The sequence below is a fragment of the Rossellomorea orangium genome (assembly GCF_019334305.1).
Taxonomy (GTDB): domain Bacteria; phylum Bacillota; class Bacilli; order Bacillales; family Bacillaceae_B; genus Rossellomorea.
Genome location: NZ_JAHWGH010000018.1, coordinates 299,849 through 319,277, shown reverse-complemented (window position 1 = coordinate 319,277; position 19,429 = coordinate 299,849). Strand labels below are relative to the sequence as shown.

The window sequence follows — 19,429 nt, the reverse complement described above, 5'->3', positions numbered from 1 at the left end:
ATAGATTGGATGTATAGTTAGGGGGAAAAGCGATGAAATATAAAAGTGTATTTGACATTATAGGGCCTGTTATGATTGGTCCATCCAGTTCTCACACGGCCGGTGCCGCAAGAATTGGGAGAGTGGCAAGGAATTTGTTTCGGCGGGAACCGAAATGGGCGACGATCTCCTTTTACGGTTCGTTTGCCAAAACGTACAAAGGCCATGGAACTGACGTTGCCATCGTAGGTGGGATTCTTGACTATGATACATTTGATGAGCGAATCATCGAATCGATAAAAGTAGCTAAGGAAAAAGGGATTAAAATTAAATTTCAAGAAGAAGAGGCCATCACGGATCATCCGAATACGGCTAGGATCCGCATGGGGGATGAGCAGGGTGAAATAGAGCTTGTCGGTATTTCCATTGGTGGCGGGAAAGTTGAAATCATCGAATTGAACGGCTTTGAGCTTAAACTTTCAGGGCATCATCCAGCGATACTTGTTGTGCATGATGACCGGTTCGGTGCGATAGCATCTGTATCCAACATCATTGCCAAGCATCAATTGAACATTGGTCACATGGATGTATCCCGGAAAGAGAAAGGCCAAATGGCCTTGATGACCATTGAGGTCGATCAGCCGATTGATGAGGCTGTTATCAAGGAATTGAGCTCTTTGCCGAACATTACCCAGGTAACACGGATTTCCGATTAAACAATTACTATAATGACAGCGTTTACATGAGGCGAGGAGGTTATTGGAATGTTTCGAAATGTAGCAGAGTTGGTTGAACTTGCTGAAAGTCAGAATAAGAAAATATCTGATATTATGATCGAACAGGAAATGGAGTTTACAGGTAAAACATTTGAACAAATTTACAGTCAGATGGAGAAGAACCTGGAAGTAATGGAGCAGGCAGTAGCGAGAGGTCTTGAAGGTGTTAAATCCCATTCAGGATTGACTGGCGGTGATGCAGTATTACTGCAGAAATATATTGATTCAGGACGTTCATTGTGCGGTGATACGATATTGGATGCGGTCAGTAAAGCGGTAGCAACGAACGAAGTGAATGCAGCGATGGGGACCATTTGTGCAACACCTACTGCGGGATCTGCGGGGGTAGTGCCGGGAACCTTGTTTGCTGTGAAAAACAAGCTGAATCCTACAAAGGATGAAATGATCCGCTTTTTATTTGCGTCTGGTGCCTTTGGCTTTGTTGTGGCAAATAACGCATCGATCTCAGGTGCAGCTGGAGGCTGTCAGGCAGAGGTGGGGTCTGCAAGTGGAATGGCTGCTGCCGCCATCGTTGAAATGGCAGGAGGTACGCCTAGTCAATCAGCAGAAGCCATGGCGATCACTTTGAAGAATATGCTGGGTCTCGTTTGTGATCCCGTTGCGGGTCTCGTAGAAGTTCCATGCGTGAAACGCAATGCGATGGGTGCTGCCAATGCGATGGTTGCGGCAGATATGGCTCTCGCAGGCATTACTAGTCGGATTCCTTGTGACGAAGTGATTGATGCCATGTATAAAATCGGTCAAACAATGCCGGTGGCACTGCGTGAAACGGCTCAAGGGGGTCTGGCGGCTACACCGACCGGAAGAGAGCTTGAAGCAAAAATCTTTGGGGTTTCCCTGAGTAAACGTGAAGACTCGTAATGGAGAACTGACGATCCAGAACATCAAGGGGATTGGTGAAGAAACAGCTTCACAGCTGAATGATATGGGGATATTTTTTGTTCTGGATCTGTTGGAATATTTACCCTATCGCTACGAGGATTACAGGCTAAGGGATTTGGAAGAAGTTGCACACGATGAGCGGGTCACAGTTGAAGGGAAAGTTCATTCTGAACCTGCACTGATGTTTTATGGCAGAAAGAAATCACGATTGACCGTGAGGATACTGGTGGGCAGGAATTTAGTGCAAGCTGTGTTTTTTAATCAGCCATACTTGAAGAAGAAAATAAATCTTCATGATACGGTGACTGTGACAGGTAAATGGGATAAAAACAGACAAATCATAACGGTCCAGTATTTTCACTCTGGACCTCAGGACAAGCAGGGTGATTTTGAGCCGGTTTACTCATTGAAGGGCACAATGAAAAACAATACTCTCAGGAAATTCATCAAAAAGGGCTTCAGTGAATATAGCGATATGATCACCGAGAATCTACCCTCTCATTTGATGGAAAAATATAAGCTTTCTAGTCGGAAAGATGCCTTGTATCATCTTCATTTTCCAGATTCCACCGAAGATATGAAACAGGCGAGAAGGAGATTCGTGTATGAGGAATTTCTGCTGTTTCAATTGAAGATGCAGGCCCTGAGAAAATTCGAAAGGGAACATTCTTCCGGTATACAACAACTTTACGATTTGGATAAGGTTAAAGCATTCATTGAATCTTTGCCGTTTCCATTGACAGATGCCCAAAAAAGGGTAGTGAATGAGATATCAGCAGATATGAAATCTCCTTATCGGATGAATCGTCTCCTACAAGGGGATGTGGGGTCCGGTAAGACGGTTGTATCTGCCATTGCCCTTTTTTCCAGTGTGACAGCAGGATATCAGGGGGCCTTGATGGTCCCGACGGAAATTCTAGCAGAGCAGCATGCGAACTCCCTCAGTGAACTGCTTTCTCCCAGGGGACTTTCCGTCGCCCTTCTAACAAGTTCTGTAAAAGGAAAGAAGCGACGTCTATTACTGGACAAGCTGAAAGAGGGAGAAATCGATATTCTCATTGGAACCCATGCACTGATCCAGGAAGATGTTGAATTCAAACACCTTGGTCTCGTTGTCACCGACGAACAACACCGTTTTGGTGTCAATCAAAGGCGGGTCCTTAGAGAAAAAGGAGAGAGCCCTGATGTATTGTTCATGACTGCGACCCCGATTCCAAGGACACTTGCCATCACGGTATTCGGTGAGATGGATGTCAGTATCATCGATCAGATGCCTGCAGGACGAAAGGCGATTGAAACCTATTGGGCGAAAGCGGATATGTTACCCAGGGTGCTTTCGTTCATGGATAAAGAATTAGATCAGGGGCGTCAGGCTTATGTGATATGTCCGCTGATCGAAGAGTCAGACAAGCTGGATGTGCAGAATGCCATAGACGTTTATAATCAACTGGTCCACTATTTCGAAGGTCGATACAAAGTCGGACTCATGCACGGAAGACTTCATCCTGAAGATAAAGATGGAGTCATGCGGGAGTTTAGTGCGAATCATCTTCAAGTGCTTGTTTCCACTACCGTTGTAGAGGTCGGTGTGAATGTTCCGAATGCGACATTTATGCTCATCTATGATGCAGAACGATTTGGCTTGAGTCAGCTTCACCAGCTGAGAGGACGGGTAGGACGGGGAGAACATCAATCATATTGTATTCTCCTTGCTGAACCGAAGACCGAAGTCGGGAAAGAACGGATGAAGATCATGACCGAAACAAATGATGGATTTGTTCTTAGTGAGAAAGACCTTGAGCTGAGGGGGCCGGGTGATTTCTTCGGCCGAAAGCAGAGTGGTATGCCGGAGTTCAAAGTGGCCGATATGGTGCATGATTACCGGGCATTGGAAGTCGCTAGGGATGATGCTGCTACTTTGATTCAATCAGACCATTTTTGGCATGATCCCGAGTTCGAACCGCTCAGGGAGTATTTGGCCAGGTCAGGAATATTAGAAGGGGAAAAGCTGGACTAGAAAGGCAGATTGTGAGATTATTTCTTGCAATCTGCTTTTTTAGATTATATACTACTATTAGTACCTAGTACTAATACTGGACGGTGTTAATATTGAGACTTTCGAAAAAAGAAAGACAGGGAAACCTGACAGACACGATTAAAGAAAATCCTTTCATTACTGATGAAGAATTAGCGGAACGGTTTCGGGTGAGTGTTCAGACAATCCGTTTGGATCGTATGGAATTATCCATACCTGAGCTTCGTGAACGAATTAAGTATGTGGCTGAGAAATCGTTTGAAGACGAAGTAAAGTCATTGCCTATCGAAGAAATTATTGGAGAAATTATTGATATAGAATTAGACCAAAGTGCTATTTCCATTTTTGACGTGAAGCAGGAGCATGTTTTTGTCAGAAACGGAATTGCAAGGGGACATCACTTGTTCGCTCAAGCAAATTCACTTGCAGTAGCCGTCATAAATGATGACCTGGCCTTGACCGCCAAGTCAACGATCCGTTTTACCAGACCTGTAAAAGAAGGGGAGCGGGTAGTAGCGAAAGCAAAAGTGATACATATGAAGGATCAAAAGGACCGAACAACGGTAGAAGTTCAAAGTGCAGTCGGTGGTGAGCTCGTTTTTACAGGTGAATTTGAAATGTATCGCTCTAAAAAATCTGTAAAGGATGAAGAGTAGATGAAATTAGCCGTTGATGCAAAGGGCGGAGATCATGCCCCGAAAGAGATCGTACTCGGTGTGAAGCGAGCATTGAATGAATTTAATGATATTGAAGTGCTATTATATGGTGATGAAGAACAGATCAAACAATACATCACTCCTTCAGACAGGCTGACAATCGTACACACAAATGAAGTGATTGAGGGGACCGACGAGCCTGTCAGAGCTGTAAAGCGTAAAAAGAACGCGTCCATGGTACTGATGGCTCAGGCGGTCAAAAACGGGGAAGCCGATGCGTGTATTTCTGCCGGGAACACAGGTGCTCTGATGACGGCTGGACTATTTATCGTCGGGAGAATCGAAGGCATCGAACGCCCAGCCCTTGCTCCAACTTTACCTACCCTTGACGGAAATGGATTCCTTATGCTTGATTTGGGTGCAAATGTTGATGCGAAGCCTGAGCATCTTGCGCAATATGCCCTCATGGGGAGCATTTACGCCGAAAATGTGAGAGGAATTAAAAATCCACGCGTAGGGTTATTGAATATTGGGACAGAAGACAAAAAAGGAAATGAATTAACGAAACGGTCATTCCAGTTAATGAAGGACCTGCCAATAAATTTCGTCGGAAATGTAGAGTCCAGGGACTTGCTGGATGGACCGGCCGATGTAGTCGTAACAGATGGTTTCACTGGTAATATGGTGTTGAAGACCATCGAAGGAACGGCACTTTCTGTCTTCTCCATGCTTAAAAAGACCTTTACGGCGTCAACGAAAAATAAAATTGCTGCAGGATTGGTGAAGAATGACCTTAAAGGATTAAAGAATATGCTTGATTATACTGAGTATGGCGGAGCAGGATTGTTTGGGCTAAAGGCCCCGGTAATCAAAGCCCATGGCTCATCGAATGAAGTGGCGCTATATAATGCCATGAGACAGGCAAGGGAAATGGTGAAGCACGACGTTTCCAATACTATTAAAGATGCTATTAAGGGGAGTGTGGAATAATATGAGTAAAATTGCGTTCATCTTTCCTGGACAAGGTTCCCAAACGGTGGGAATGGGAAAGGATTTAGCTGATCAATACCCTGAGGTACAGTCGTATTTCATGAAAGCAGATGAAAGATTGGGTACAAATCTTTCTTCAGTCATATTTGAAGGTCCACAGGAGGAGCTTACGCAGACTACAAATGCACAGCCTGCGTTATTAACGACCAGTATGGCTATCCTCGATCGTTTAAAAGCTGAAGGAATTACGGCGGACTATACAGCCGGACACAGCTTAGGTGAATATTCTGCCCTGGTTGCTTCAGGTGCCATGAAATTTGAAGATGGTGTGTATGCTGTCCGTAAAAGAGGGGAATTCATGGAAGAAGCAGTTCCGGATGGAGAAGGCACGATGGCGGCTGTTCTTGGTATGGATAGAGATTCCCTTAAGGAAGTTACCGACCTAGTAACGGAAGAGGGTCATATCGTCGGGCTCGCAAATTTAAATTGTCCTGGACAGATCGTCATTTCAGGTACGGTGAAGGGTGTGGAGCTTGCATCGGCAAAAGCGAAAGAAGCTGGAGCAAAGAGGGTCATCCCCCTTCAAGTCAGTGGGCCCTTCCATTCTCAATTGATGAAGCCTGCTGCGGATCAATTTGTATCGATTCTGGATTCGATTGTGATTGAAGATGCCTCTGTACCAGTCATAGCAAACGTAACTGCCAAACCTGTGACCGAACGTGAAGAGATCAAGCGTTTATTAATTGAACAATTATTCTCCCCTGTTCAATGGGAAGATACAGTTGAGAAGCTTCTTGAGTTGGGCGTGGATACATTTGTCGAAGTAGGACCGGGTAAAGTCCTTTCAGGATTAGTGAAAAAAGTAAACAGACGAGTGAAGACTTATTCCGTTCAAGATGAAGCATCCTTGGAACAAACCATTCAGGCCTTGAAGGAGGAAGCGTAAATGAATTTAGAAGGTAAAGTGGCACTTGTTACGGGAGCATCCCGTGGAATCGGAAGAGAGATTGCTCTTGAACTTGCCCGTGAAGGCTGTAATGTTGCAGTGAATTTTGCGGGAAGCGAAGCGAAAGCAAACGAAGTGGTAGATGAAATCAAGAGCTTAGGCAGAGAAGCAATCGCTGTCCAGTGTAATGTATCGGATGGTGAAGCGGTTCAGGCCATGGTGAAGGAAACGATCGGTCAATTTGGTTCTATCGATATCCTTGTGAATAATGCCGGCATCACGAAAGATAATTTGTTGATGAGGATGAAAGAAACGGAATGGGATGATGTCATCAACATCAATCTTAAAGGTGTCTTCCTTTGTACGAAAGCCGTTACGCGCCAAATGATGAAGCAGAGAAGTGGAAGAATCATCAATATCTCTTCCATAGTCGGAGTAAGCGGGAATCCGGGACAGGCAAACTATGTAGCAGCCAAATCCGGTGTAATCGGATTGACGAAAACTACGGCCAAAGAATTAGCAGCACGCGGCATCACGGTGAATGCGATTGCTCCTGGATTCATTTCCACGGATATGACAGATAAGCTTCCTGAAGATGTCCGCAATGAAATGCTGAAGCAAATCCCTCTCAGCCGTTTTGGGGACCCGAAAGATATCGCAAAGACAGTAACATTTGTTGCTTCTGATTCAGCTGCTTATATGACGGGACAAACTCTCCACATCGATGGCGGAATGGTCATGTAAAGGTAAGGAAATAATAAAATATTCATCGTTTTCATGTATACTCTTTTCATTAGAGGTCAAAATGCTCTATAATACTTGAGGGGAGGTGACAAAAATGGCAGAAGTATTAGATCGTGTAACAAAAATTATCGTTGATCGTCTAGGTGTAGATGAATCTCAAGTAACTCTTGAAGCTTCTTTCAAAGAAGATCTAGGAGCTGACTCCCTTGATGTAGTTGAGCTGGTTATGGAACTTGAAGATGAATTCGACATGGAAATCTCTGACGATGATGCTGAAAAAATCGGCACAGTAGGTGATGCTGTGAACTACATACAAGCAAAGGCTTAATCGTTAGATTGAATTGACAGATGGCACCTGTCATCTTATATTCAAACCATTTAAAACTTGGTAGGGGCTTCATCTCTACCAAGTTTATTTGTGTTCTAACCTCACACGCAAGAATTTTTTGCGTAAATCATTTTTTTAGAATAAACTTGATTAGTATACATTGAGAACATATTAGCAAGGTGGAGTGCCTTATGCGAAAGCAAAGCAGAAACGGATTATCTAAACATAAAAATGATTTGAAATTCAAGACATTTCAAAATCAAATGGGAATTCAATTTAAAGACGAAAAACTCCTTAAACAAGCTTTTACTCATTCATCCTATGTGAATGAGCATCGTCGCAAGCCTTATGAAGACAATGAACGCTTAGAATTTCTCGGTGACGCCGTCCTGGAATTGACGGTATCTCAATTTCTCTTCAAGAAGTATCCCATGATGAGCGAGGGTGAACTTACGAAATTAAGGGCGGCCATCGTTTGTGAGCCATCCTTGGTGAAGTTTTCAATCGAATTGAACTTCGGTGAACTCATTCTCCTGGGAAAAGGGGAAGAAATGACCGGGGGACGTGAGAGACCGGCTCTGCTTGCCGATGTCTTCGAAGCTTTTATCGGGGCGGTATATTTGGATCAAGGGTTAGAGACGGTCGTTTCAATCCTTGAAAAAGTTGTCTATCCAAAGATTAATGTCGGTGCTTTTTCTCATGTGATGGATTACAAGAGTCAGTTACAAGAGCTGGTTCAAAGAGGCAGCGCAGGTATGATCGAATATAGTATCTTGGAAGAAAGCGGTCCGGCCCATAATCGCCAATTCATTTCCAGAGTGAGTTTAAATGATGAAGAACTGGGAATTGGAAAGGGCCGATCTAAGAAAGAGGCTGAACAACAAGCCGCACAAAAGGCTCTGGAAAAGTTAAAACAGAAGCTAGACGCTAAATAGGGGGAAAGAAGATGTTCCTCAAACAACTAGAAGTAATGGGGTTTAAATCTTTTGCAGAAAGAATATCCGTGGAGTTTGTCCCGGGTGTCACGGCAGTCGTTGGTCCAAACGGAAGTGGAAAAAGCAATATTATAGACGCAATCAGGTGGGTACTTGGTGAACAATCTGCCAAAAGCCTGCGCGGTTCTAAAATGGAAGATGTCATCTTTGCCGGCAGTGATTCCAGAAAAGCACTCAATATAGCGGAAGTGACACTTGTTCTTGATAACGAGGACGGTGCACTTCCTATCGACTATAGTGAGGTGAGTGTCACAAGAAGGGTCTACAGATCGGGAGATAGTGAGTATTTGCTAAATAAACAGCCGTGCAGGCTGAAGGACATCATTGAGCTTTTCATGGATTCAGGTCTGGGGAAAGAGGCATTTTCCATCATCAGTCAGGGAAAAGTAGAAGAAATCCTGAATAGTAAGCCTGAAGAAAGAAGAACGATCTTTGAAGAGGCTGCAGGGGTATTAAAGTATAAATCACGTAAGAAAAAGGCTGAGAATAAGTTATTTGAAACACAGGAAAATCTTAATCGTGTAAATGACATCCTTCACGAATTGGAAGGGCAGGTAGAACCCCTGAAGATTCAAGCTTCTATGGCCAGGGATTATCTGGAGAAAAAAGAAGAACTTGAGAAGTTTGAAGTTGCCTTAACCGTTTATGACATTGAAGATTTACATAAGCAGTGGGAACGTCTTAGTGATGAATTCGAGAAACATGGGAAAGAGGAGCAGTCCCTTTCTGCATCGATCCACAAAAAAGAAGCAATCCTGACTCGAACGCGGGATAAAATAGCCGCTCTCGATGAGTCCATCTCAAACCTGCAGGAAGTTCTCCTTGCTACCAGTGAGGAATTAGAGAAACTTGAAGGTAGAAAACAGGTTTTGGTGGAACGAAAGAAAAATTCTTCCACAAACGAATCTCAGTTGAAGCAATCCATTGAGGAAGCAAAAACACAAATCGATCTTTTAGCTACTGAAAAAGAGAAAGCAGAGCTTGACTTTGAAAGAATCAATTCTGAAGTATCCGGGCTAAAGGAACTCCTTGTAACGAAACAGAATCAATTCAAGCATTACAATGAAAACATTGAAGATGTCATTGAATCTTATAAAAGTGATTATATCGAAAAACTAAATCAACAAGCATCGGCGAAAAATGAAATTCAATACCTGAAGCAGCAGTTGGAACAGCAATCGAGCCGTAATGGCCGATTGGAGGCAGAAAACGAAAAATATGTCACGCAGCGTGACGAATTACATCTGCGCCACAAGGAAAAGTCGAAAGAACTTCAAGAGCAAAAAGAACATATCGAAGAGCATATCTTCCTGTACCGGGAAGAACAGAAAAAGCTTGAAACTGTGAAAGCCAAATATGAAAAACAGGAAAAAACCCTGTATCAGGCTTTTCAATACCTTCAACAAGCAAAATCCCGGAAAGAAATGCTGGAAGAAATGGAAGAAGACTATTCAGGATTTTTCCAAGGGGTGAAAGAAGTCCTTAAGGAGCGTGAAGGCCGGTTAACAGGCATCCAGGGGGCTGTTGCTGAACTTATTACTGTTCCAAAATCGTATGAAACGGCAATGGAGACGGCTCTTGCTGCTTCGATGCAACATATTGTGGTGAATACCGAAGAGGATGGCCGAAAAGCGATTGCCTTTTTGAAGAAGAACCAATATGGGCGCGCCACTTTCTTGCCGATGAATGTGATTAAAGGAAAATCGATTCCGGAAAGTCAGAGAAATATGCTGAAAGGGCACCCTTCTTTTGTTGGGGTTGGAGCGGATCTCCTGAAATTTGAAGATCGCTATACAATGATTATTTCCAACCTGGTCGGTAATGTCATCATCACAGATAATTTAAAAGGCGCTAACGAAATAGCCAAGCTTGTTCAATATCGCTATCGGATCGTTACGTTGGATGGAGATGTGGTCAATCCCGGCGGATCGATGTCTGGTGGTACCGTAAAGCAGAAGAAAAATTCACTCCTATCCAGAAAAGGTGAACTTGAAGAGATGAAAGAAAAGCTTTCTGCTATGGAAAGTCAGACAGGCGAGCTTCAATCCCTAGTGAAGTCACTCAAGGAAGAGAGCGTTTTCCGCGAGAAGAAGCTGGAAGAAATGAGAGTGAAAGGAGAGAACTTGCGTCTTAAAGAGCAGGAACTTCTTTCGCAGCTCCGTGAAATCGAATTGTCCAAGCAAAACCTTGACGACAGGCTTTCCTTATATGACGTGGAGAAAAGAGAGTTTACATCGATTAAGGAAAAACATGATTCCAGAACAAAGGAATTGGAAGAGTCTCTCGAAAAAATAGGTGAAGAGGTTTCCGATCTTGATCAAAAGATTAGTGAGTTGACGCGTCAGAAAAACAGTGAACGTACCTCGAAAGATGCTTTGCTGAATGAAATCAGTGATATTAAGGCAGAACTTGCTGCAAGGAATGAGCAGCTCGTTAACAGCCGCCATCAATTGAAAAGAGTTCAAAATACAATACTGGAAACAAACAAGCGAAAAGCAACTTTAGAGGATGACCTTGAATGGCTGCAGACCGAAATGAAGGATAACTTCTCCGGTGAAGAACAGATCGGCAAAAAAGCTGAAGAGTGTGCAGTTCAAAAGGAAGAAACTTCTGGGTTGATTGCTGTGCGCCGGGACGAGCGCTCAGCCCTTCAGCAAAAAGTAGAAGATGAAGAGCTCGAGCTTAAAGAGTTGAAGCGTCAACATAAAGGACTGGTCGGAGCATTAAGAGACGAGGAAGTGAAAATCAATCGTCTTGATGTTGAGCTGGAGAACCGCCTTGATCATCTAAGAGATGAGTATATGCTATCATTTGAAGCGGCGAAGGCAGATTACCCCCTTACGATAGAAGTCGATGAAGCAAGGAAGAAAGTTAAACTAGTGAAACTGGCACTGGAAGAACTCGGGACTGTCAATCTGGGTGCGATTGATGAATATGAACGTGTCAAGGAAAGGTACGAATTCTTAGTTGATCAAAAAAATGATCTGTCAGAAGCGAAGGACACCCTCTATCTAGTCATCAATGAAATGGACACGGAAATGATTAAACGATTTGATCAAACCTTCACGAGTATTCAGGAGGAATTTGAAGGAGTGTTCAAAGCATTGTTTGGCGGGGGGAGAGCTCAGTTAAAGCTGACGGATCCGTCTGATCTACTTCATACCGGTGTGGATATAGTAGCCCAGCCTCCGGGTAAGAAGCTTCAGAACCTTGGGCTGATGTCCGGTGGGGAAAGGGCGCTGACCGCCATTGCCCTGCTATTTTCAATATTAAAGATCCGTCCGGTACCATTCTGTATACTCGATGAAGTGGAGGCGGCACTGGATGAGGCAAATGTACAGAGATTCAGCCAATATTTAAAGAAATTCAGTGACGAGACACAATTCATCGTCATCACTCATCGGAAAGGTACCATGGAAGAAGCGCACGTACTATACGGAGTTACGATGCAGGAATCCGGTGTGTCTAAATTAGTATCTGTCAGATTACAGGAAACAAAGGAACTACTTGAAACTTAAAAAGGGTGTGGGAAAGTGAGTTTTTTTAAGAAGCTTAAAGATAAATTTACACAGTCGAGTGATAATGTAACAGAGAAATTTAAAGATGGCTTAAGTAAAACGAGAAACAACTTCACATCTAAAGTGAATGACCTGGTCGCGAGATACCGCAAAGTCGATGAGGAGTTCTTTGAGGAGCTGGAAGAAATCCTGATCGGAGCGGATGTCGGCTTTGATACCGTCATGGAGTTGATCGATGAACTTAAGCTTGAAGTGAAGCGGAAAAATATTCAAGACACGGAAGATGTGCAATCTGTCATCTCAGAAAAGCTCGTTGAGATCTACCAGGGGGACCGTGAAGAGGACAGTACCCTGAACATTCAGGAAGACCAACTGACGGTTTTACTGTTTGTCGGAGTTAATGGGGTAGGGAAAACGACAACCATCGGAAAAATGGCTCATATGTTCAAAGAACAGGGTAAGAATGTTGTTCTTGCAGCAGGTGACACATTCCGTGCGGGAGCCATCGAACAGCTTGAAGTATGGGGTGAGCGCGTCGGGGTACCGGTCATTAAGCAGGCAGCGGGAAGCGATCCTGCGGCAGTGATGTTTGATGCCGTTCAATCTGCAAAAGCGAAAAAAGCAGACATTCTTATTTGCGATACAGCAGGTAGATTGCAAAATAAAGTAAACCTAATGAAAGAGCTTGAAAAAGTCAAGCGGGTGATTGAAAGAGAAATTCCTGGAGCACCTCACGAAGTATTGCTCGTTCTTGATGCAACCACAGGTCAAAATGCCATGGTACAGGCGAAAACCTTTAAAGAAGCAACAAACGTCTCAGGAATTGTCCTGACGAAGTTGGATGGTACAGCAAAAGGTGGGATTGTACTTGCAATCAGAAACGAACTCGAAATCCCTGTTAAATATGTAGGACTGGGAGAAAAAATGGATGATCTTCAGCCGTTCGACGCTGAAAAGTACGTATATGGACTGTTTTCAACCCTCGTAGATCAACAAGAAGAATAAATCATACTTGATAGGGCAGCCTGATGTGAGACTCTGAAGATGTAGTCTTGCAGGCTGCTCTTTTTTTCATAGAGTACGGAATGGGTTTCACCTATGAAAAATCAATAAGTATCCTTGACAAACACCCATAAACACTGTATTCTTCATATGTAAAGGTTTTTCACTTAACAAGGAGGGATATCCGTGCTGGAGAAAACGACCAGAATGAATTATCTCTACGATTTTTATCAGTCTTTGTTAACTCCAAAGCAAAGAAGCTACATGTCCCTCTATTATCTGGACGATTTCTCATTGGGTGAAATCGCCGAGGAATATAATGTTAGCCGGCAAGCAGTGTACGATAACATTAAGCGGACAGAGGCCATGATTGAGGAGTACGAAGAAAAGCTTTTATTATTTAATAAATTTCAGGAACGCAACGAGATTCTTGATCAATTAAGACAAAAAATAGAAGAGCCATCAATCGATTCTTCTCTTTGTTTAAAACTCATTGATGATCTTGAAATATTGGATTAGGAGGCGGCATGAATGGCATTTGAAGGATTAGCCGACCGACTGCAAGGTACAATTCAAAAAATCCGTGGAAAAGGAAAGATCTCTGAAGCGGATGTTAAAGAAATGATGCGTGAAGTTCGTCTTGCTCTTTTAGAAGCTGACGTTAATTTTAAAGTGGTGAAGCAATTCGTCAAGAAGGTAAGTGAACGGGCTGTCGGACAGGAAGTCATGAAGAGTCTGACACCAGGACAACAGGTCATAAAAGTTGTTCAAGAGGAGCTTACGAACTTGATGGGTGGCGAACAAAGTCAGATTGCCGTTGCAAAACGTCCTCCAACCGTCATCATGATGGTTGGTTTACAAGGAGCCGGTAAAACGACGACCACTGGTAAGCTTGCGAACCTGCTTCGAAAGAAACACAATCGCAAACCGCTTTTAGTGGCTGCCGATATATACCGTCCCGCTGCGATCAAGCAGCTTGAAACCATCGGAAAGCAATTGAGCCTTCCCGTGTTTTCAATGGGAGATCAGGTAAGTCCGGTGGAAATTGCGAGAAAAGCCATTGAACAGGCAAAAGAAGAACATCACGATTATGTTCTCATTGACACGGCAGGTCGACTTCACATCGATGAAAACCTGATGGGAGAGTTAAAAGAAATAAAAGAACTCTCGAACCCGGATGAAATCTTCCTCGTTGTAGATGCCATGACTGGTCAAGACGCAGTTAACGTCGCCCAAAGCTTTAATGAAGCTCTTGGTATATCCGGTGTTGTGCTGACCAAACTTGATGGTGATACTCGAGGCGGAGCAGCATTATCCATCCGTTCCGTCACTGAAAAACCAATTAAATTTGTTGGGATGGGCGAGAAGATGGATGCCTTGGAAGCATTCCACCCTGAGCGCATGGCTTCAAGGATTCTAGGTATGGGGGATGTATTGTCCCTCATTGAGAAGGCCCAGGCTAATGTGGATGAAGAGAAGGCGAAAGAACTGGAACAAAAAATGCGTACCATGTCTTTCACATTTGATGATTTCCTTGATCAATTAGGTCAGGTGCGGCAAATGGGTCCACTTGATGAACTGCTCAAAATGATGCCGGGAGCTAACAAAATGAAGGGTCTGGATAAGATTCAAGTCGATGACAAGCAGATCAGTCACGTTGAGGCGATTATCCAATCCATGACGGGTGATGAGAAGATTCACCCCGAAACCATTAATGCGTCCCGTCGTAAACGGATTGCCAAAGGAAGCGGTACATCCATCCAAGAGGTGAACCGCCTTCTGAAACAATTCGAGGACATGAAGAAAATGATGAAACAGATGAGCGGCATGCAAGGAAAAGGTAAGAAAAAAGGGATGAAATTCCCATTTATGTAAGCAATTCGTTCAACTTTTTAAAAGAAAAATTGAACTGTTAAGAAAAAACACTTTACAAACAAAATACACATTTGATATTATACTAACTTGTGTGAAACTATTCGGAGGTGCTTTAATTATGGCAGTAAAAATCAGATTAAAACGTATGGGAGCAAAAAAATCTCCTTTCTATCGTATCGTAGTTGCAGATTCTCGTTCACCACGTGATGGACGTCAAATCGAAACAGTTGGAACTTACAACCCAGTTGCTAAGCCGGCTGAAGTGAAAATTGATGAAGAGTTAGCTCTTAAGTGGTTATCTAATGGTGCGAAACCATCTGACACAGTTCGTAACTTATTCTCAAAACAAGGCATTATGGAAAAATTCCACAATGCTAAAAACAGCAAGTAATCGATTAGATCGATGAAAGATCTTATTCTAACGATTGTGAAACCCTTGGTGGACCATCCTGAAGCTGTCCGCGTCGATTTGGATGAAGGAACGAACGGCTTAACCTATAGGTTATCCGTTCATCCCGAGGATATGGGAAAGGTCATTGGGAAACAAGGGAGAGTAGCTAAATCGATTCGAACTGTGGTATACGCTGCAGCAGGATCTTCACAACAGAAGAAAATCTTTTTAGAGATAGTGGAGTGAGGATGCTTTCATAAGCTCCTGACACCATCTATAGGAATTAGGGGACTGACCCATAAAGGTTACTTATTAGCCTTAAGACGTCAGTCCCCTTTTTCATAGGGAATATTGCTAATCAATGGTATGATAGTAAAAGAGGGTTATGAGGCCCTCATACAAGCCGCCACTCCCCTAAGAACACCCTTAAGGATCTCAACTTCAGTGAGGGGTGAATAGAAGGAGGAGGAAGAACGTTTGAAAGTGATACATACAATTACAGTTAAACAGGTTCTGACTGAAAAGAGTAAAGACCTGCTGATGAGACGATATGAAAACCAGAAGTTTCATTTGAAAAAGGAAAGTGACCAGCTGCAATTCGAAATGAAAAAAATTGAGAGGGGAAAGAAATACCCGTCAACTAAATTAAATCAGCATTTTGAAAGAGAATTAAATGAGCGTGCTGAGAAAATCAAACTTTTGGATTTTCAGATGGAACAGCTGGACATCCTGCCAATTGGAAGCGAGCTGAAGGAAAAGGAGGTCCAAGGTATGATGGACATCCAAGTTGGTGACAATTGGGAGGAAGAAACCCTTTCAAAGACGATAGTAATAGAAGATGGTATCGTGAAAGAAATACGCTAATGCAAGAGGTGAATGCGATGGAAAAGTGGTTTAATGTAGGGAAGATTGTCAATACCCATGGTGTCAAAGGGGAGGTAAAGGTCGTTTCCACAACCGATTTCCCTGAAGAACGTTATCAAAAAGGAAATACCCTTTATTTGTTCCAAAATAAAGGACAAAACCCAATCGAACTTGTGATCAAATCTCACAGAAATCATAAAAGCTTTGACTTACTTACCTTCGAAGGCTTTGAAAATATCAATGAGGTTGAGAAGTTCAAAGAAGGAATTCTGAAGGTTCAGGAAGACCAGCTGCAGGAACTTGGCGAAGGGGAATACTATCTCCACGAGATTGTAGGCTGTAAGGTCGTGACGACCGGAGGAGAAGATCTGGGTACCGTCAAAGAGATCCTGAGTCCGGGGGCGAACGATGTATGGGTAGTAAAGGGAGAGAGGGGAAAAGAGTACCTTATCCCATACATAGAGGATATTGTGATCAGTGTCGATATCGAGGAGCAGCTCATAACCATTGAACCGATGGAAGGTCTATTATCATGATGAGAATTGATGTCCTGTCCCTATTCCCAGGAATGTTTGAAGGTATCTTCGGTGACTCAATTTTAAAAAAAGCTACTGAAAAAGAAGCCGTTTCATATAATGTGATTAACTTCCGTGAGTACGCGGATAACAAACACAATCAGGTAGATGATTATCCCTACGGCGGGGGAGCCGGTATGGTCTTGAAGCCTCAGCCGATATTTGATGCAGTTGAGGCGTTGAAGAAAGAAGAAAAATTAAAGCCAAGAGTCATCCTCATGTGCCCACAGGGAGAACGCTATACCCAGAAAAAGGCAGAGGAGCTTGCGAAAGAAGATCACCTCGTGTTTATTTGTGGTCATTATGAAGGCTATGATGAACGAATCAGGGAGCATGTTGTGACAGACGAAATATCCATCGGAGATTATGTACTCACGGGTGGGGAGCTTGGGGCCATGGTGGTCATCGACAGCGTTGTACGCCTTCTTCCAGGGGTTCTGGGGAACGAGGATTCCCCTATACTGGATTCATTCTCGTCAGGGCTACTGGAGCACCCTCATTACACCCGTCCAGCCGATTTCAGAGGAATGAAGGTACCAGGCGAATTGATTTCCGGAAACCATCGCCTGATAGAGGAATGGAGAGAGAAAGAAAGCCTGAGGAGAACCTTCGAGAGAAGACCCGATTTATTGGAGAGTTATACACTTTCAGATGAGCAGAAGGCATGGATTGAAGAATGGAGAAAGTCTAAATAGACTCTTGCATCCTGCATGCCCATATGATATTATATTCTTTGTGGCTTGAGGAGTTAGTTCCCAGAGTCATTGATCCCGATGTTCCGCTGCAATCTATCGCTTTTGTAAGAGCATCTGTTGGAAGGAGTTGAAAAAGATGCACAAATTAATCGAAGATATTACGAAAGAACAACTTCGCTCTGATCTACCATCTTTCCGTCCTGGTGATACAGTACGTGTACACGTTAACATCGTTGAGGGTACTCGTGAACGTATTCAGGTATACGAAGGAGTAGTAATCAAACGCCGCGGTGGCGGTATCAGCGAAACATTTACGGTTCGTAAAATTTCTTACGGTGTTGGTGTTGAGCGTACTTTCCCAGTACACACACCAAAGATCGCTAAGTTAGAAGTTATTCGTCGCGGTAAAGTCCGTCGTGCGAAACTTTACTACCTACGTAATCTACGTGGTAAAGCGGCTCGTATTAAAGAAATTCGATAAGAACGTAAGAAAAGGAGCTTGGAGACAAGCTCCTTTTCCTTTTCCTAAAACCTTTCGTCATATTGGGCTTAAGGGAGAATCAAGACTAATTTAGGGAAACCACCTTTTTTTAATGAGAATTAGAAGGATTTCTAGTAGAATAGAAAAAGATAGAAAATATTTTGGGTGGTGGAGATGTGGTTAAGGAGAAAAACGAGTGGTGGGAGTGGATGAAGGCACTGTTGATTGCAGTAGGTTTGGCTGCTATTATCAGATTCTTCTTATTTGCACCTATAGTGGTTGATGGTTTATCTATGATGCCTACTTTACATAATGGTGATCGAATGATTGTAAGTAAACTTGGCGAGCCCGAGAGATTCGATATCGTTGTATTCCATGCGCCTGAACACAAGGACTATATCAAGCGTGTCATTGGATTGCCGGGAGATAAGGTAGAATATAAAAATGATACACTATATATTAATGGAAAAGCTTATGCTGAACCATATTTACAAGAATACAAAGACCAATTGAACGGTGGTGTCTTAACCGAAGATTTCACGTTGAAGGATATTACCGGTGAAGAAACGGTTCCGGATGGGGAAATCTTTGTGATGGGTGATAATCGTCGATTCAGTAAGGATAGTCGCCATATCGGAACGGTTTCGACGGATGAAGTGATCGGGGACACAAAAGTGATCTATTGGCCTGTTAAAGATTTCGGTTTGGTGAAATAATAGAAAAAAGTCGTTTGGAGGTGGTCATATGACAATACAATGGTTTCCAGGGCATATGGCTAAAGCTCGTAGGCAAGTTACTGAGAAATTAAAGCTTGTAGACATTGTAATTGAATTAGTAGACGCAAGAATTCCATTATCATCAAGAAATCCGATGATTGAAGAAATTATCGGTCAAAAGCCGCGACTCGTCTTATTAAACAAAGCGGATATGGCTGACCCTAAGAGGACGAAAGAGTGGATTGCCTACTTCAATGAACAGGGTGTCACTGCCCTTTCGGTAAACGCACAGGCAGGCAAAGGCCTTCAAGTCATCGTGCAGGCAGCTAAAGAAATCCTGAAAGATAAATTCGACCGCATGAAGTCGAGGGGGATGAGACCACGTGCCATCAGGGCGATGATAGTGGGGATTCCTAATGTAGGGAAATCTACATTAATCAACAGGTTGGCGAAGAAAAATATTGCGAAAACCGGAAATACCCCAGGAGTTACAAAAGCCCAGCAATGGATCAAAGTCGGTAAAGAGCTGGAATTGCTTGACACTCCGGGGATACTGTGGCCGAAGTTTGAAGATCCAAAGGTTGGTTATAAACTGGCGTTAACAGGTGCAATCAAGGATACGATCCTGAACTTACAGGATATAGCTGTATATGGTTTGCGCTTTCTTGCAGAACACTATCCTGAGCGACTGGAAGAGCGTTACGGCCTCGATGGGATATCGGAAGAGGTTGTGGATAGCTTCGATAAGATCGGGGCAAAACGGGGCTGTCTGATGGCAGGCGGAGAAGTGAATTATGACAAGACGTCTGAAATTATCGTCAGGGATATCCGGAATGTACAATTAGGACCCATGACGTTTGATTTCATTGGTGAAACTGAGCAGCATGATGAATAACGAAAAGAGGCTGGATAAAGGGACGAATCTCTTTTACACAGCCTCTTTATTTTTGCAGGGATTAT

At 43.3% G+C, this 19,429-nt stretch carries 21 protein-coding genes; all 21 read left to right on the top strand.

Going from position 1 to position 19,429, the window contains the following annotated elements:
* Nucleotides 1–32: 32 nt before the first annotated feature.
* Nucleotides 33–695, top strand: coding sequence for an L-serine ammonia-lyase, iron-sulfur-dependent subunit beta (gene sdaAB, locus KYJ26_RS18800; protein ID WP_219168947.1), 663 nt, complete (start codon nt 33–35; stop codon nt 693–695).
* Between the two features lie 48 nt (nt 696–743).
* Nucleotides 744–1,637: an L-serine ammonia-lyase, iron-sulfur-dependent, subunit alpha gene (sdaAA, locus tag KYJ26_RS18795; protein ID WP_219168945.1), complete on the top strand. Its 894-nt coding sequence runs from the start codon at nt 744–746 to the stop codon at nt 1,635–1,637.
* Nucleotides 1,624–3,675 carry an ATP-dependent DNA helicase RecG gene (gene recG, locus KYJ26_RS18790; RefSeq protein ID WP_219168943.1) on the top strand — a complete coding sequence of 684 codons (2,052 nt, stop codon included), beginning with the start codon at nt 1,624–1,626 and terminating at the stop codon, nt 3,673–3,675. The genes sdaAA and recG overlap by 14 nt, the downstream gene beginning before the upstream one ends.
* 92 nt (nt 3,676–3,767) lie before the next feature.
* Complete coding sequence (gene fapR / locus KYJ26_RS18785; RefSeq protein WP_219168941.1) at nt 3,768–4,349, top strand: transcription factor FapR; 582 nt, start codon at nt 3,768–3,770, stop codon at nt 4,347–4,349.
* Nucleotides 4,350–5,339 carry a phosphate acyltransferase PlsX gene (plsX, locus tag KYJ26_RS18780; protein WP_219168939.1) on the top strand — a complete coding sequence of 330 codons (990 nt, stop codon included), beginning with the start codon at nt 4,350–4,352 and terminating at the stop codon, nt 5,337–5,339.
* A gap of 1 nt (nt 5,340) precedes the next feature.
* A complete protein-coding gene (gene fabD, locus KYJ26_RS18775; protein WP_219168937.1) occupies nt 5,341–6,285 on the top strand; it encodes an ACP S-malonyltransferase in 945 nt (314 codons plus the stop codon).
* Nucleotides 6,286–7,029: a 3-oxoacyl-[acyl-carrier-protein] reductase gene (fabG, locus tag KYJ26_RS18770; RefSeq protein ID WP_219168935.1), complete on the top strand. Its 744-nt coding sequence runs from the start codon at nt 6,286–6,288 to the stop codon at nt 7,027–7,029.
* Nucleotides 7,030–7,123: 94 nt separating this feature from the next.
* Complete coding sequence (acpP, locus tag KYJ26_RS18765) at nt 7,124–7,357, top strand: acyl carrier protein (protein WP_034755712.1); 234 nt, start codon at nt 7,124–7,126, stop codon at nt 7,355–7,357.
* Between the two features lie 191 nt (nt 7,358–7,548).
* Nucleotides 7,549–8,292 carry a ribonuclease III gene (gene rnc, locus KYJ26_RS18760; protein ID WP_219168933.1) on the top strand — a complete coding sequence of 248 codons (744 nt, stop codon included), beginning with the start codon at nt 7,549–7,551 and terminating at the stop codon, nt 8,290–8,292.
* 11 nt (nt 8,293–8,303) lie between these two features.
* Nucleotides 8,304–11,870 (top strand): chromosome segregation protein SMC, encoded by a 3,567-nt coding sequence (smc, locus tag KYJ26_RS18755; RefSeq protein ID WP_219168931.1) that lies wholly within the window; start codon nt 8,304–8,306, stop codon nt 11,868–11,870.
* A 15-nt stretch (nt 11,871–11,885) separates the two neighbouring features.
* Nucleotides 11,886–12,875 carry a signal recognition particle-docking protein FtsY gene (gene ftsY / locus KYJ26_RS18750; protein WP_219168929.1) on the top strand — a complete coding sequence of 330 codons (990 nt, stop codon included), beginning with the start codon at nt 11,886–11,888 and terminating at the stop codon, nt 12,873–12,875.
* Nucleotides 12,876–13,079: 204 nt separating this feature from the next.
* The gene (locus tag KYJ26_RS18745; RefSeq protein ID WP_374939781.1) at nt 13,080–13,391 is read left to right on the top strand and encodes a putative DNA-binding protein; all 312 of its coding nucleotides are present in this window, start codon (nt 13,080–13,082) and stop codon (nt 13,389–13,391) included.
* 12 nt (nt 13,392–13,403) lie between these two features.
* Nucleotides 13,404–14,747 (top strand): signal recognition particle protein, encoded by a 1,344-nt coding sequence (gene ffh, locus KYJ26_RS18740; protein ID WP_219168924.1) that lies wholly within the window; start codon nt 13,404–13,406, stop codon nt 14,745–14,747.
* Between the two features lie 118 nt (nt 14,748–14,865).
* Nucleotides 14,866–15,138, top strand: a complete 273-nt coding sequence (rpsP, locus tag KYJ26_RS18735; protein ID WP_032088859.1) for a 30S ribosomal protein S16 — start codon at nt 14,866–14,868, stop codon at nt 15,136–15,138.
* 12 nt (nt 15,139–15,150) lie between these two features.
* Entirely contained in the window at nt 15,151–15,384 is a 234-nt protein-coding gene (locus KYJ26_RS18730; RefSeq protein WP_219168918.1) for a KH domain-containing protein, read from the top strand.
* A gap of 231 nt (nt 15,385–15,615) precedes the next feature.
* A complete protein-coding gene (locus KYJ26_RS18725) occupies nt 15,616–16,002 on the top strand; it encodes a YlqD family protein (protein WP_219168916.1) in 387 nt (128 codons plus the stop codon).
* A 17-nt stretch (nt 16,003–16,019) separates the two neighbouring features.
* Entirely contained in the window at nt 16,020–16,538 is a 519-nt protein-coding gene (gene rimM, locus KYJ26_RS18720; protein WP_219168914.1) for a ribosome maturation factor RimM, read from the top strand.
* A complete protein-coding gene (gene trmD, locus KYJ26_RS18715) occupies nt 16,538–17,272 on the top strand; it encodes a tRNA (guanosine(37)-N1)-methyltransferase TrmD (RefSeq protein WP_219169359.1) in 735 nt (244 codons plus the stop codon). The genes rimM and trmD overlap by 1 nt, the downstream gene beginning before the upstream one ends.
* Before the next feature lie 136 nt (nt 17,273–17,408).
* Nucleotides 17,409–17,753, top strand: a complete 345-nt coding sequence (gene rplS / locus KYJ26_RS18710; protein ID WP_032088854.1) for a 50S ribosomal protein L19 — start codon at nt 17,409–17,411, stop codon at nt 17,751–17,753.
* A 176-nt stretch (nt 17,754–17,929) separates the two neighbouring features.
* Entirely contained in the window at nt 17,930–18,469 is a 540-nt protein-coding gene (lepB, locus tag KYJ26_RS18705; protein WP_308807572.1) for a signal peptidase I, read from the top strand.
* 28 nt (nt 18,470–18,497) lie between these two features.
* Nucleotides 18,498–19,364: a ribosome biogenesis GTPase YlqF gene (gene ylqF / locus KYJ26_RS18700; RefSeq protein WP_219168912.1), complete on the top strand. Its 867-nt coding sequence runs from the start codon at nt 18,498–18,500 to the stop codon at nt 19,362–19,364.
* Nucleotides 19,365–19,429: the final 65 nt, after the last annotated feature.